General features: G+C 57.6%; 14 protein-coding genes. 11 read left to right on the forward strand and 3 right to left on the reverse strand.

Annotation, left to right across the window (positions count from 1 at the left end; translation table 11 throughout):
- The first annotated feature begins 181 nt into the window (after positions 1-181).
- From IG627_RS13265 to IG627_RS13295, 7 genes are read left to right on the forward strand one after another with little or no spacing between them, the layout of a single operon-like run.
- Positions 182-2,833, forward strand: a complete 2,652-nt coding sequence (locus tag IG627_RS13265; RefSeq protein WP_193192850.1) for an HzsA-related protein — start codon at positions 182-184, stop codon at positions 2,831-2,833.
- A gap of 3 nt (positions 2,834-2,836) precedes the next feature.
- A complete protein-coding gene (locus tag IG627_RS13270; protein ID WP_193192851.1) occupies positions 2,837-3,616 on the forward strand; it encodes an outer membrane beta-barrel protein in 780 nt (259 codons plus the stop codon).
- Complete coding sequence (locus IG627_RS13275) at positions 3,586-4,227, forward strand: outer membrane beta-barrel domain-containing protein (protein WP_193192852.1); 642 nt, start codon at positions 3,586-3,588, stop codon at positions 4,225-4,227. The genes IG627_RS13270 and IG627_RS13275 overlap by 31 nt, the downstream gene beginning before the upstream one ends.
- Positions 4,228-4,250: 23 nt before the next feature.
- A complete protein-coding gene (locus IG627_RS13280; protein WP_193192853.1) occupies positions 4,251-4,727 on the forward strand; it encodes a TlpA disulfide reductase family protein in 477 nt (158 codons plus the stop codon).
- Positions 4,728-4,730: 3 nt separating this feature from the next.
- Positions 4,731-4,949, forward strand: coding sequence for a DUF4266 domain-containing protein (locus IG627_RS13285; protein ID WP_193192854.1), 219 nt, complete (start codon positions 4,731-4,733; stop codon positions 4,947-4,949).
- On the forward strand, positions 4,936-6,099 hold the full coding sequence (locus tag IG627_RS13290; protein ID WP_319024571.1) for a DUF3570 domain-containing protein: 1,164 nt from the start codon (positions 4,936-4,938) through the stop codon (positions 6,097-6,099). Before IG627_RS13285 ends, IG627_RS13290 begins: the two co-directional genes overlap by 14 nt.
- A gap of 41 nt (positions 6,100-6,140) precedes the next feature.
- A complete protein-coding gene (locus IG627_RS13295; RefSeq protein ID WP_193192855.1) occupies positions 6,141-6,707 on the forward strand; it encodes a DJ-1 family glyoxalase III in 567 nt (188 codons plus the stop codon).
- A gap of 205 nt (positions 6,708-6,912) precedes the next feature.
- Here the strand turns inward: IG627_RS13295 and IG627_RS13300 are convergent, their stop codons facing one another.
- On the reverse strand, positions 6,913-7,530 hold the full coding sequence (locus IG627_RS13300) for a LuxR C-terminal-related transcriptional regulator (protein ID WP_193192856.1): 618 nt from the start codon (positions 7,528-7,530) through the stop codon (positions 6,913-6,915).
- Between the two features lie 723 nt (positions 7,531-8,253).
- Here IG627_RS13300 and IG627_RS13305 point away from each other — a divergent pair.
- Both IG627_RS13305 and IG627_RS13310 read left to right on the forward strand, forming a co-directional pair.
- Complete coding sequence (locus IG627_RS13305; protein ID WP_193192857.1) at positions 8,254-8,793, forward strand: hypothetical protein; 540 nt, start codon at positions 8,254-8,256, stop codon at positions 8,791-8,793.
- Entirely contained in the window at positions 8,765-9,397 is a 633-nt protein-coding gene (locus tag IG627_RS13310) for an iron-containing redox enzyme family protein (RefSeq protein ID WP_226865093.1), read from the forward strand. Before IG627_RS13305 ends, IG627_RS13310 begins: the two co-directional genes overlap by 29 nt.
- A 158-nt stretch (positions 9,398-9,555) precedes the next feature.
- On the opposite strand, the gene IG627_RS13315 is transcribed toward IG627_RS13310, so the two are convergent.
- Both IG627_RS13315 and IG627_RS13320 read right to left on the reverse strand, forming a co-directional pair.
- Entirely contained in the window at positions 9,556-10,638 is a 1,083-nt protein-coding gene (locus IG627_RS13315) for a phage integrase (protein WP_193192859.1), read from the reverse strand.
- Between the two features lie 24 nt (positions 10,639-10,662).
- The gene (locus IG627_RS13320) at positions 10,663-10,980 is read right to left on the reverse strand and encodes a helix-turn-helix domain-containing protein (protein ID WP_193192860.1); all 318 of its coding nucleotides are present in this window, start codon (positions 10,978-10,980) and stop codon (positions 10,663-10,665) included.
- 337 nt (positions 10,981-11,317) lie between these two features.
- Here IG627_RS13320 and IG627_RS20900 point away from each other — a divergent pair, with 337 nt between their 5' ends.
- Positions 11,318-11,650, forward strand: coding sequence for a hypothetical protein (locus IG627_RS20900; RefSeq protein ID WP_226865095.1), 333 nt, complete (start codon positions 11,318-11,320; stop codon positions 11,648-11,650).
- A 12-nt stretch (positions 11,651-11,662) separates the two neighbouring features.
- Positions 11,663-14,326 (forward strand): toprim domain-containing protein, encoded by a 2,664-nt coding sequence (locus IG627_RS13330; RefSeq protein WP_193192861.1) that lies wholly within the window; start codon positions 11,663-11,665, stop codon positions 14,324-14,326.
- Positions 14,327-14,613: the final 287 nt, after the last annotated feature.

Genomic DNA, 14,613 nt, shown 5'->3' on the forward strand with positions numbered 1-14,613 from the left:
GTATTGCCAGCACCGCATATGAATATTGCGTTGCAGTTGGCAATAATTTTGTGCGCGCCTTGAGAGAATCCCCCAATGCAGGAAAAATATCACGCATAGGGAAATCACCCATTGAGTTTTGTGGCGAAATTTTGAGCCGCATCCATATGCGCGGTCGAGCCGACTCCAGGTAGAAATAAAAATGAAATCTTTGCGAGCACTGCCGGCGCTGCTGTTACTGTCCGCGTGCAGTGGCGGCGGTGGCGAATCCTCCTCCGGCGGCGACCAGGCTGAAGATCCGGTCGTCGTCGATTACCCCGTTGCCTTCGTGCGCCGACAACTTTCCTTCGAGGACGACGGCGCCCTGGTGGAGGACGATGTCTACTCCCCCGCCGATTTCAATCCCGGCGCCCAATTGGTGCTGAAGGATCGTGCCACGCCCAGTGCGCCGGAGACGGTGCTGAGTGCGGGACTGTTTGTCGGTGACTACGACGTAAAAGACCTGAACACCTCCGCCGATGGCCAGCGTCTGGTATTCGCGATGCGCGCGCCGGAAATCGAGGACGCGGATGACGACGAGCAGCCCACGTGGAATATCTGGCTCTACGATCGCGAAACCAGAGAACTGAAGCGCGTTATCGAGTCAGATCTGATCGCGGAAGAGGGCCAGGATGTGGCGCCGGCCTTCCTGCCCGACGGGCGCATCGTCTTCTCCTCCAGTCGCCAGCGCCGCTCGCGCGCACTGCTGCTGGACGACAACAAGCCGCAGTTTTCCTCGCTGAGCGAAGACCTGCAGAGCGAGGCCTTTGTGCTGCACGTGATGGAAGCGGACGGCAGCGATATACAGCAGATCTCCTTCAACCAGAGCCACGACCTGCAGCCGACGGTGCTGAACGACGGCCGCATACTGTTCAACCGCTGGGACAATATGGGCGGTGTGGACAACCTGAGTCTCTACACCATAGAGCCGGACGGCACCGACCTGGCCTTCCACTACGGCTACCACAGCCAGCAGACGGGCACGGAAAATGCCGACGGCGAAAGGGCGAGTGCCGCTTTCGTCAAACCCCGCGAGATGCCCGATGGCCGCCTGCTCATCACCCTGCGCTCACCGGAGGGCATCAGTTACGGCGGTGACCTGGTGACCATCGACAGCGCCAATTTTACCGAGGCTTTCAGCGAGCCGGAGGGCGAAGGCGAGCTGGTGGGCCAGGCCTCCATCTCGGTAGAGGAAGTGATCACCGACGGCAGCCTGTCCCCCCACGGACTCTTCGCTTTCGCCTGGCCCTTTTACGACGGCACCAGCCGCCTGCTGGTCAGCTGGAGCGAGTGCCGGGTGCTGGAGATGGAGACAGAGTTGCCGCGTCCCTGTACCGAGGAGTGGCTGAACCAGGAAGAAGTGGTGCCGGCGGACCCGCTCTACGGCCTGTGGATTTACGACTATCAAGAGGGTACCCAACTGCCGATTGTCGTCGCCGACGAGGGCGAGATGATCTCCGAGGGTGTCACCCTGGAGCCGCGCACCGAGCCAACCTATATCCCCGAGCCGGTACCGGGCGTAGACCTGGACGATAAGCTGGTGCAGGAGGGCGCGGGTATTCTCGATATCCGCAGCGTCTACGATTTCGACGGCGAGGACATTCTTGTTGGAGAGGACGGGGCCGATATCGCGAGCATCGCCGACCCGGGTATCACCAGTGCCGAATTCCGTCCGGCGCGCTACCTGCGCGTGGTCAAGGCGGCGGGAATTCCCGACGACGACACACTGGATTTCGATCGCTCTGCCTTTGGTCGCAATCGCGCCAATGGTATGCGCGAGATTCTCGGCTATACGCCGATTCAGCCGGACGGCTCTGTGCGGGTAAAACTGCCGGCGGATATACCGCTGGCCATCTCCGTTGTCGATGCCGACGGCCGCCGCATCGTCGGCCGCCCTCGCAGCTGGCTGCAGCTGCGCGCCGGTGGAGTACGCAACTGCAATGGGTGGCTCACCGGGGACAGCGAAGGGCCCCACCGCCGCCCGGACAGGGAACCCGCCTCCGCCTGGGAAGGCAGTCCCACCTCAGGCGTTCCCTTCCCGAATACAGAACCGGCGCTGGTGGCCGAGATGGGCGAGACCATGGCGCAGCTGCTGGCGCGCATCGCCGGCGAGGCGGGCCTCGAGGGCGATATCAATTTCAGCGACCTGTGGACGGATCCGGCCCTGCGCGCCAAGGATCCGAGCAGCAGTATTCCCTACGCGGACCTGACCACGCCGATTCCGGTTCCCGCCACCTGCCTGGACGACTGGAGTGGCAGCTGCCGCAGCGTTATCCACTACCCTGCACATGTTCAGCCGATCTGGGAAAAAGTGCGCGAGATCACCGACGCTGGCGGCGCGGTAATCGAGGATCGCACCTGTACTGTCTGCCACTCTACCCGCGATGCCGACGGTGTGCTGCGGGTACCGGCGGGCCAGCTGGACCTGACCTCGGCGGCGTCGCCGGTCAATGCGGACTGGATAACCTCCTATGTCGAGCTGCTGTTCGACAACCCTACGCAGGAGCTGGTGGACGGCGCTCTGACTCCGGTGCTGGTGCAGGAGAGGGACGATAACGGTAATCCCGTCTTCGAGACGGACGAGGACGGCAACCTGATTCTGGATAGCGATGGCAACCCGATTCCGGTTATGGTTACCGTCGACATCGACCGCCTGATGGGCAACTCCGCCAACGGCAGCCGCTTTTTTGACCTGTTTGAAACGGGGGCGGACCACGGGGACTACCTGGAGCCGGCGGAGCTGAGGCTGATCTCCGAATGGCTGGATATCGGTGCGCAGTACTACAACGATCCCTTCGCCGCACCGGTTGATTGATGCATGTTTAGTTTTCGTTCCTGTATTTATTCGTTCTGTGCCCTTGTGCTGCTGCTGGTCAGCAGCGGCACTGCGGCACTGTCCCCCGAGCCGCCGGAAAACCTGCCGGAGGACGCGGAGCTGATAACCGTCGGCAGCCCCTATGTGAATATTTATACGGGCCCCGGGCGCGGCTACCCGATCTTTCATGTGGCCGAGTACGGGGAAAAGCTGTGGCTGCTGAAGCGCCGTACCGACTGGGTCAAGGTGTATGCGCACCGGGACAAGAGCGGCTGGGTGCGCATCGTCGACCTGCAGGAAGTCTACGGCGAGGACGGCGAGCTGGTGCGGGTGCCGCTGCCGGATTTCAGCGATGTGGATTCGCAGCATTTCCACCTGGGTTTTTCCTACGGCGACTTTGCCGGCGCCAGTTCCATGGGCGCGACTCTCGGCTACCGCTTTACCGCCAACCTGTCCGCCGAGCTGCGCGCGACCCAGGCTGTCGGCGATTTCTCCGATAGCCAGACCTACCAGGTGGCGGTGCTGCACCAGCCGTTCCCGCGCTGGAAGCTGTCGCCCTACTTTATGCTCGGTACCGGCATCAATATCACGACCCCCAACGCCACCATAGTCGCCACCGAGGATCGCCGCGATACCGCCATGCTGACCGGCCTGGGGGTGAAAACCTATTTGTCCCGCCGCTTTGCCCTGCGCGCGGAGTACGCCAACCATTACCTGCTCACCTCGCGGGAAGAAAACCAGGAGATAGTCGAGTGGAAGCTCGGATTCGACGTTTACCTTTAACAGTAGCCGCCCTCTTGTTTGCCGCCGGCGCTTCGGCGCAGGGCGACGATGTGCTTGGAGACATCATTTCCCCGGACCTGGAGCGGCGCGAAATCCGCGAGGCGCAGATCGATAGTGAGAATATCGAGTTCACGACTTTCGGCGGCGTGATCAATGTGGAGGATTTCGGTTCCAACTCACTCTACGGCGGTGCGTTGGCCTACCACATCAACGAAGATGTGTTTATGGAGGCCGCCTATGGCGAGACGGAACTGGGCGAGTCCAGCTTCGAGCGCCTGAGCGGCTCGGCGCCGCTGCTGACCGACGAACAGCGCGAACTGAGTTATTACAACCTGTCCCTGGGTTGGAACCTGTTCCCCGGTGAATACTTTATCTTTGACGACTTTGCCCTGAACAGCAGCCTCTACCTGATCGGTGGCGTCGGCAACACCTCCTTCGCCGACGAGGAGCACTTTACCTACAACTTCGGGGTTGGCGCGCGCGTGCTTGCCAACGACTGGCTGGCGCTGCGCCTGGACTTCCGCGATCACGTTTTCGAGCACGAGATTTTCGGCGAGGTCCAGCGCACCAATAACCTGTCCGCACAGCTGGGTGTCTCCTTCTTTTTCTGATGAACAATAAAAGGATAATTGCGATGTTTCGTCTGTTAGCCGGTCTGGCTTTGATTCTGTCCTCACAATTTGCCCTGGCCGCAGAGCCCTCGTTCGATTTCTCCCTCGCCTCCAACAAGGGCGCCAATCTGCGCCTGGCGGAACAGCGCGGTGACGTGATCATGCTGAACTTCTGGGCTTCCTGGTGCGGCCCCTGCCGCAAGGAAATGCCGCTGCTGGACGAGCTGCACGCGCGCTACGAGGCCGCCGGCTTCCAGGTCTGGGGTGTGAACGTCGATTCCGAGCGCGCCGACGCGGAAAAAATGCTGGGCAAGATCCCAGTGGACTTCCCGATACTGTTCGACAGCAGCGGTGAAGTGAGCAAGAAGTACGGCATAGACGCCATGCCCAGCTCGGTATTTATCGACCGCGACGGCAATGTGCGCCAGATCCATCGCGGCTACCGCGACGGCGACGAGGCCGCCTACAAGAAAATCATCAAGGAACTGATCCGGGAGTAAGATATGACCCGCGCACTGATCCTGCTCTGCGCAGCACTCTGCGTTACCGGCTGCACCGCGACACCCTGGGTCGCGCCCTACGAGCGCCACTACCTGGCCGACCCGATCATGGGTTTCGAGCGGGATCCGGTTGCGGCCGGCTATATGAACCACGTCTACGAGGCCCGCGAGGCGGCCCGCGGCGCCGAGGGCGGAAGCGGAGGCGGTTGTGGCTGTAACTAACACCCTGCGCCGCTGCGCCGGCGCCCTGCTGCTTCTGACACCGCTGGCCGCTCTTGCCGCTGTGTTGCCGGAAGAGCGCGCCGACACCATGTACCACTCCTACAGCGGCGGCGGTGTCACCATCGACGGCCCTTCAGTGCTGGTGCGCAAGAATGTCGGCAGCAACCTGTCGCTTTCCGCCAACTATTACGTGGACATGATTTCCGGTGCCTCCATCGATGTGGAGGCCACGGCCAGTCGCTACTCCGAACAGCGCGACGAATACTCCCTGGGCGCCGACTACCTGGTGGACAAGACCACCCTCAGCCTCGGCTACACCAACAGCGCCGAGAACGATTACGAAGCGGAGACGGTTTCCTTCGCTGTCAGCCAGGCTTTCTTCGGCGATCTCAGTACCCTGGACCTGCGTGTCAGCATGGGTAACGACGATGTGTTCCGCAATGGCGACGACAACTTCGCCGCCCAGGCGGAACACCGCCGTTACTCCCTCAGTTGGAACCAGATACTGACCACCAAGCTGATCGCCGAGCTGAGCGTGGAGACGGTTGCCGATGAGGGTTTCCTCAACAATCCCTATCGCAGCGTGCGCTACCTGGACCCGGCCTCCGGCAGCGGCTTCAGCTACCAGCCGGAGCTCTACCCGACCACCCGCAACAGCGACGCCGTGGCGATCCGCACCAAATACCGCCTGCCCTATAGGGCGGCGCTGAAGGGCGAATACCGCCACTACGCCGACAGCTGGGGCATAGTCGCCGACAATATCGAATTCCGCTACACCCACCCGCTGGAGGAAAAGGACCAGTGGATTTTCGAGGGCAAGCTGCGCTTCTACCAGCAGACAGGTGCCGATTTCTACAGCGATCTCTTCCCCTACCTGAACGCGACCAACTTCCGCGCGCGGGACAAGGAACTGAGCGATTTCAGCAGCGTCGCCTTCGGTGTCGGCGTCTCCTATGTGCTGCCGGACCGCTGGTCCCTGTTCGACCGCAAGAACACGGTCAACCTCTACTGGGACCATATACTCTTCGACTACGACAACTTCCGCGATGTAACGGTGCACGGAGATGATACCGATATCAACCCGGGTGAGGAGCCGAGCTACAGCTTCGGCGCCAATGTGATACGCCTCTTCTGGTCCGTGTGGCTCTAGGCTAAAAAGAACGGATAACGGATTTCTGCGAGGAGATGCCGATGGCGAGAGTACTGGTTCCGATAGCCGACGGTTCCGAGGAAATCGAAGCCGTTACCATCGTCGATGTGCTGCGCCGCGCAAAGGCCGAGGTCACCCTGGCCTCGGTGATGCCGAGCCCGCGTATCACCGCCTCCCGCGGCCTGGTCATTGAGGCTGATTGCCTGCTCGAGGAGTGCGCCGATGTTCCGTGGGATCTTATCGCCCTGCCCGGCGGCATGCCAGGGGCAGAGCACCTGCATGACTGCGAGCTACTGATCAAGCTGATTACCAGTCAACTGGATTCCGGCCGCTGGCTGGGCGCCATCTGTGCGTCGCCGGCGGTGGTATTGGGCCGGCGTGGACTGATATCAGCTTATCGCGCTACCTGCCACGGCGGTTTCCGCGAGGAGCTGGGCGGCCAGGTCAGGGAGGCAAGTGACGATAGGGTGGTGATCGATCGCAAGCTGGTCACCAGCCAGGCACCGGGTACTGCGATGGACTTTGCATTGCAGCTCGCCAATTGCCTGTATGGGGAGGCGGTGGCCAGGTCCATTGCGGAGCCGATGTCGGTGGGGTTTCCCCGATAGACAGCCACAAAAATCTACCTATCCCGTTATGGCGAATCATTCGCCAAACGCCAATTCCCACAGACAGGTTAGTAAGCGGGACTTCCCTGTTCCGCTGAGCTTCGAATTGTTTCGGGGATTCGAAGACTCCCGATAAAAATGCCTCTGTTTTGCCCCGCGGGCAATAGCCCCAAGGGGCTATTCTGTCGGAAGATCCGCATGAATCTTACAGCAATCCCTCGGTAATACATTTTGCGACCAGCTGCCCGCTATTTTTGCAGTCTGATTTTTGCAGAATGCTTTTGCGGTGGTTCTTGACAGTATTGATAGCAATGCACAGCTGGTCGGCAATTTCTGCACTGGTAAGACCCTGCGACATCAATCTGACCACATCCATTTCCCGTTTGCTGAACATTGGCTTGGTTGCCGGGGGAAGTCGGTTCTCATCCATGACACTGATATTCAGGAAAGAAGGTTCTCCGAGCATACCAATGATGGAAAGCCGGTAGTTGTTCTTGTCTGTCAGGTGGCTAATATTGGTGTGGATATTCAAGGCTTTAGATTGGAGACCCTCTTTATTCGTCGTAAGCATGATCGCCTGATGATTGAACAGTTGATAGGAGCCATCGGCTGTCTTGAAGCGGAAACAGTATGAAACCTTATACTTTTTTCGGTTATCCGGTGCCACCTGACCCATCAATAACTCGAAAGCCTTGGCTTCGGCTTTCGACACAAAGTCCATGTCGTCCGGGTGTACCTGGTCGAGAATATCGGGGAATGTAACCGTATAGGGATCCAGCCCGTGGATTTCCCTGATGCTCGGGCTAACCAGGTCCAGTTTCATTCGCGCGCCGCTAGTGTCGAGAACGTAAAAGTAACAGGGCCCGTTGCTGAATACGGAAGAAATCAGCTTGTCAATTTCAAGCCGGTTTAGTTCCACCCTACTTGCACTGAGGTTCTGCCGGTTATCTTCCCATACAGCTTTGAGTAATTGGGTATTCGGCCGCATAGATTTTTTGCCGTTTGGTGACTTTGAGCGAAAATCGGAAAGGATCTGACTTGCGCCAGTTTTGTGATATGTGTCACATATCGTTTTATTTGTACTACAAGCAGATTACTCTTAGCAACTACCTGATTATTTCCGTTTGTTAGGTTTGCTTCAGCATTCCTACGGTTTGGTTATCGAGGTTGAGCAGAAAGGATGCAGAGGCGAAAAAGTCAGGTTTGATCGCTGAGAAAATAGATAGCTTTGGTATTTTCAGAGGTAATGACGCAACAACAATAACGTATTCCGCTAGTTGCCGGAGAGGCATTCTTGGTATTGATTCGAGTACATTTCGCTTGCGGCTCTTATTCATTGGAGCTCAATATTATCAATTGGCGTCAGGTAAGTGGCGGTTAACGCTTACCGGGTAAGTCGTTAAGAATATAAAAGTATGGAATTTGTAGTTTTTCAGGTAGTTGCGTTGAAACAGGGGCACTTGAATATCATGAGTCGGCATTTGATACATGGCACCGCGTATGGACAGATGCTTTTAGGAATCAATTCGATCTGCCGAATAAGGTTGTGTACTCAGACGATTTTACTCGCCAGAGTTTCTGGGTGGGGGCATTCGAATCTGGACACTGTGCGGCGCTGCTTGCATTCCGCTCAATCAATTTGGCTTCCCCATCCAGCTTCAAGGATAGCTGGTTCCAATTTATCCCCGAGGAATCCCTGCTAGATGCCTTGGCAGATAAACCGCGCCGCGGATTTATCATAAATAATGCCACGGTGGATTTCCCTTATCGTGGGGGGGATTTGCTCTACGCGTTGATAATTGCAGGAAGCGCAATGGCGTTACGAATTGGTTTTGACAGAATGCTTAGTCTCACCAATGACAGTAGGGGAGTCGACAAATTATGTCGTGCAGTTGATGGAGTGGAAGTCAGGAAATACATACCTGTTTACAATGTGGGCGCAACATTTTTCAAATTTTCACCAGATGCTGTCAGGTCCGCTATATTGCGGGCTCCATCATCAATACTCAATCAAGTTAAAGAAGCAAGAATATTGATCGGAGAGGAAAAAGTATCCTATGGAGACAATGAAGAAGCTATCGCTTAATGTCCTAGAGGAATTCCTAAGTGGGTTGCCCTGGGAGAGCTCGAATTTTTATGAGGCCTGGTTGGCACAGACATATTATTACACGAGTCACTCCACCAGATTGCTGGAATTTTGCGGATTCTATACGAAAGATAAAGGTGCCGCCGAAAGATACCGGGAGCATAGAGAAGAGGAGCATGGGCATGAGCGCATTGCGCTTTCAGACCTTAAGCGCCTTGGCGGTGATATTGCTCTACATGGTGAGCATCTCAGTACCCGGAAGTTTTATTGGCAGCAGTATGAAATTATTCGTCATCAAGGTGACAGGCCATTTTTGGGGTACGTTCTGATGCTAGAGCTTCTGGCGAGAGATTACGGTCCCGGGATTTTTGAAGAGGTATCTGCTGCACACGGAGATCGCTGCGCAAACTTTTTGAAAATTCACATAGAAGAAGATATCGATCACGTAGAGAGCGCTGCCCAGCTGCTCCAATCATTCTCTGCGGAAGAACAGGCGGCAGTCGTCGATAACTTTAACTGGTCACTTGATTGCTATCGGGCAATTCTCAAAGACTGTGTCAGTTTTGCAGATGTGCGGAGAGAGTCCGAGGCTGAATCAGTTTGACCGCTTCTCAGGACTGCAGGTGGGATTTCGGAAGAAATAAAAAACCCCGGCAGTGCCGGGGCTTTCAGAATATGGTGCCCAGAGGCGGAATCGAACCACCGACACGGGGATTTTCAATCCCTCAGAAAGCGACACGTTAAGACCTTTTTGACCACAAATCAATGGCTTACGGCCTTCCTTGCGCACGTTTCGCCCTCTTTCTGCTCGTTTTGATGGACGGATTGTGGACGGTCCAGTTGGGCCAGCGGATTCTTAGTGGTCGCGTCTGCCAAGTGCTTGGGAGCCAGTTTGGCGTACCGGATGGTCATGGCCAAGGTCTTGTGCCCCAGGATGTCTTTGAGCTTCAGGATATTGCCGTCATCCATCACATAGTGGCTGGCGAATGTGTGGCGAAGTACGTGGGTCATCTGGCCGTCGGGTAGGTGAATGCCCAGCCGCTCTATTGCTCCCCTGAAGGCCTGGTGGCTAGTGCCCTGGAAGAGGCGCCCGATTCGGGGGCGCCCCCGGCGCAGGTCTTCTTCCAGCTCAGAACTAATTGGGACCGCCCGCGCCTTGCTGTTCTTCGTTTTAATGTAGTGCACTTTCCCCTGGCGGACTTGCTCGGCCCGCAAGTTCTCCGCCTCACCCCAGCGAGCGCCGGTGGCTAGGCAAAGACGGGCGATCAGCAATACATCAGGATTGCGAGACCTCTCCAGCTCTTCCAGCAGCGCGCGCATCTCCGACAGCTCCAGATACACCAGTTCCTGCTCATCCAGGCGGATCTTCGGCACGTTCTTCAGGGGATTGTCCAGCTTCCAGTTCCGGAGCTTTATCAGGGTGCCAAATACGGCTGACAGGTAAGCGTGTTCGTGGTTGACGTTGTTGGGTGAAATCAGCTTATCCCGCTTTTCCTGTTTTTCTTCCAACCTCTGATTACGATAACGCAGAAAATCTTCACCGGTGAAGGTACGGGCCACTGGATTGCCCAGCCGTTTGCAAATGGCCTCCAGCTTGCCTTTCCTCTTTTTTCCGTCTTTGAGGGTGTGACCATGGAGGTTGTACCAATCCTCAACCAGGTCCTCCAGCCTGCGCTTGTCCTTTACCGGAGGTTTCCAGTCGCCCTGGTTGCCCAGCGCTTTCTGGTCGATCTCAAACTGTTCAGCCTCCCGCTTTTTGCGGAAAATTCGCCTCAGGCGCGGGCCGCCAACGCCTTCGGGCCTGACATCTGCTTCCCATCCGGACTTTACTTTCCTGATAGCCATTCACATTCCCTCGCAGGCGACCGACTACTTCAGCTTTTCTTCCAGGTAAAACCCCGGCGGGATCTGACCGGCCTCGATCTTCGCGGCTATCAATCGGCATAGCTTCTCTTGGCTGCTTTTCAGATCTTCCATGACGATATCGCCCTCATATGTCAGCCAGGGCATCAGCTCGGGGAACATCTGGCCGATCTTGGCGAACTCATCCTCGCCCATTTTGGCGTTCAGCTGCTCGACGTTTCGCAACCGCACCCAATCGATTCCCACCAGCTCGCCGAACTCGTTCCTGGTCAGCCCCATCAGTTCGCGCACGGCCTTCATGCGCTGTCCAGCTCTTAGCTTCATTCTCTTTTTTGTTCCTTTTTTAATCAGCTTGGGCGCGACCCTGCGCCCACCGCACGTTCGCCCGCGTTTATACACGCGAGGGCATAACAATAGCAACTCTGACAGATAAAAGTTGCCCCTAAATGGATAAAAAATGGCCATATAAGCCCATCAATGAACAATAAATATCTTCGGAAGGCTAAAAATATATTGACGTGTTCATCAATAGATAAATATTATTCATTCCACGCTTAGACCACTATCAACACGGAGCAAAACAACAATGACCCAGCCACCTAGTCAGAGCGCCGCAACTGCTATCCGGCAGGTTCCTCCGGTACTCCTCCCCAGCCCAGTTATGACCCGCGAGCGATTTGCCGAGGTGTCCGGCCTGCGCGAAGGCCAGGTCCGTGGCCAGATCGAGCGCGGGCACCTGCCGGTATTCAGCATTGGCCGACTCTCCCTAGTGAACGTAGCCCTTCTGACCTGGCGGGAATTGGAGCTGGCGCCCTGCCCGGTAATGACCAAAGACGCCTTTGCCAAGGCATCCGGACTGCGGGAGCGGCAGGTAAAGGTCCAGATCGAACGTGGGAACCTGCCGGGAAAGACCATTGGCCGCCTCTCCTTGGTGGATGTCTCCGAACTGGTGCAGCGCTGCATATCACAAGCAAACAACGTCGTCGTCCTGTAGACCGGAGCCTCCATGGATTACACCCAGATCAACAAAGCGGTGATCGAGGCCCTGGAGGGGGACAGGACTCTGGGGCTCGAACTCAACACCCAAACCAACGTCTACCGCGGACACTGCCCGGATTGCGAGCAGAAAACCGCATGGATCAGCGCGGAAAAGCCGGTGGTGTTGCGCTGCAACCGCGAAACCAAGTGTGGCTACCAGGAGCGGATCAGAGACCGCTACCCGGAAGCCTTTGAAAGCCTGTCCAAGCGGTTCCCATCCACCAACGATGACCCCAAGGCCACCGCCAGGGCCTACCTATCCGTGCAGCGCGGATTCCCCACGGCGGATATCGAAGACTGGTTCGAGCAGGGATTTTTCAAGCTGCCGGATGGCACCTGGGCTGAGACCGTGCGCTTCCCGCTGTTTGGCACCGGCAAGAACCACTGGGAACGCATCATCGACAAGGCGCACGTCGAGAAGGCTGGGCAGAAGGCGAACTTCAAGGGTGGATACGCCGGCAAGCACTGGGAGCCACCCGGGCAGGAAATCAAGCCGATGGAAAAGGTCTTCATCGTTGAAGGCATTTTCCACTGCATCGCCAAGCACCTGGCCGGCTACAAAGCCGTGAGCGCCTTCACTTGCTCGAATCTCCCGCGCGAACTCATCGAGGCCAACAAGGGGCAGGGCATCATCTGGCACCTGGCCTACGACGACGAGCCCGGCGCGCGCAAGCACGTGGAAAAGTATTTCAAGGAACTGAAGAAACTGGGCGAGACGGTAGAAATCGCCCTCACCGGCAGCAGCCGGGACTGGGACGACCTCTACCGCGACGGGCAGCTGAATGACAAAACCATAGAGCAGTGCGTCTGGCGCGGGCGGATCTTTATTGCCGAGACGGCGAAGAAGAAAGCCTATGCCATCTACGGCCGCAAGCCATTCGGCAAGTCGGTCATCGAGCACGGCGACCGGCTCTACTCGGCCAAGTTCTCCCTGGAAGAATTCAACAAGGCCAACGACCACGAACCGTTCAAATGGGGTTTCTGCTGGGATGCCTTCAACCAGGCCGCCAAAGTGGAGGAGATCTCCAACTGTGTGCCGAGCTTCCAGTACACAGAGATCGACCGTCTCACCGGCGAGCGCCGTTACTTCTTCAATATCAAAAAGGCTGGCAGTAGCCGCGGCTACCTGGGTGCCTTCTCCCCCAACGCCCTTTCCGATCCCCGTGCCTTCGGCCTAGCCCTTCTCACCCATACCGATGGCGGCAGCTTCGAAGGTGGTGCCGGGGATTTGAAACTGCTCAAGGCACGCTGGTTGGATGCGGAAGTTACGCGAGTCACCACGCTGCCGCACATGGGCTACGACGAACAATCTCGCGCGTACATCTTTCCGGGCTTTGGCTACTCCCAGGGCAAGCTGCTGACCTCCAACGAACATGGCTTCCTGCAGGTGGGTGACACCGCCATCAAGACCACGCTCGAGGATATGCCGGTGCATCACAGCGAAAAGTTCGACAGCAGCTGGTGGCCGGACTTCACCAAGGTGTTCCACCTCAATGGCATCGCCACGCTGGCCTACTTCACCGCCAGCCTGTTCGCGCGGCAGATTAAAGAACGGCACCAAGCGTTCCACTTCCTGGAGGTCACCGGCGATCCGGACGCCGGCAAGTCCACACTGATCCGCTTTGTGTGGAAGCTGCTGGGCCGCGACAACTATGAAGGCGTGGATCTACTCAGCACCTCTGTGGCCAGCTATGGCCGCCAGCTGGGCAAGGTCAGCAACCTACCCGTGGTGGTGATCGAGAGCGACCGCGATACCAACGGCGGTACCGGCGGCCGCCCGGGCAAATCTTTCGAGTGGGACATCTTCAAAAAGGTCACCGACCTGGACGGCGTGATCGACTCGCGCGGGGTCAAGACCAACGACAACAAAACCCACGATCGCATCTTCCGCGGCACCCTGGTAATCAGCCAGAACGCCACCGTCCAGGCCTCGCCCGCCATGCTCTCGCGGATCGTGCACCTGCACTGCACCACCGCCCACAAGCGCCCGGAAAACCGCCCGCTGGCCGACCGCCTGAAGCGCGAGCCGGTAGAGAAGTTGGCCGGCTATCTGCACCGTGCGCTCACCTGCGAGAGCGAATGGCTGGCCCGCTTCTTCACCGCCTATGACCGCCATCGTGAAACCCTCAGCGCCGAGGACAACATCACCCAGGGCCGCGTGATCGACTTCCACGCCCAGCTGATGGCCGCGGTGGACGCCCTGCAGGTGCTGCTGCCGGACTTCGGCGGAGAACTGCTGCAGCAGGTGCAGGCGCACCTGGTAGAGCGCGCTCGCGACCGCCAGCGCCGCCTGAACAGCGATCACCCGATCGTGGAGCAGTTCTGGGATACCTACCACTTCATCAACGATCAGGTGCTGTACATCGACGACGAAGACGGCGAGCGCAACGTCAACACCGAGCGTCTGAACCACAGCATCGACCCGGCTCTCATCGCCATCAACCTCAACGAATACATGGAGCACTGCCGTAAGCGCGGTCAGGAGCTGGTGCCTGCGTCGGAGCTGAAGCAGCTGCTGCCCACCAGCCAGCGGTACCCGTTCGTGGAATACAAGCAGGTCCGGTCGAAGCGCGAGCAGGGCGGCAGGCTCTGGTGCTGGACCTTTCGTAAACACGGCGGGGCTGAGCGTTGAAGCTCGAATCGGTGTTTTTTTGGCCTGAAAGCAGGGGAAACCCTGCAGGGGTGGTACCCACACAAAACACGTGACAGAGAGTGACAAGCATAAATTAACTAATAAAAAGCAATTAAAACAAAGAGTTAAAGCACATGAACAGTAGTGACAAATCCAAGACAAGAGCAAGACAACCCGTGACAACCACCTTGTGCAAAGTCACAGGCTTGTCACGAAAAATAAGACAGGCGGAAATTGCCGGAAAGCTAGCGGTCACGTGGCTTTCAGAGACTCCCGCCAATTCCCTG

Origin of the sequence: Microbulbifer taiwanensis, from assembly GCF_014904815.1 — a bacterium.
GTDB classification, from domain to species: domain Bacteria; phylum Pseudomonadota; class Gammaproteobacteria; order Pseudomonadales; family Cellvibrionaceae; genus Microbulbifer; species Microbulbifer taiwanensis.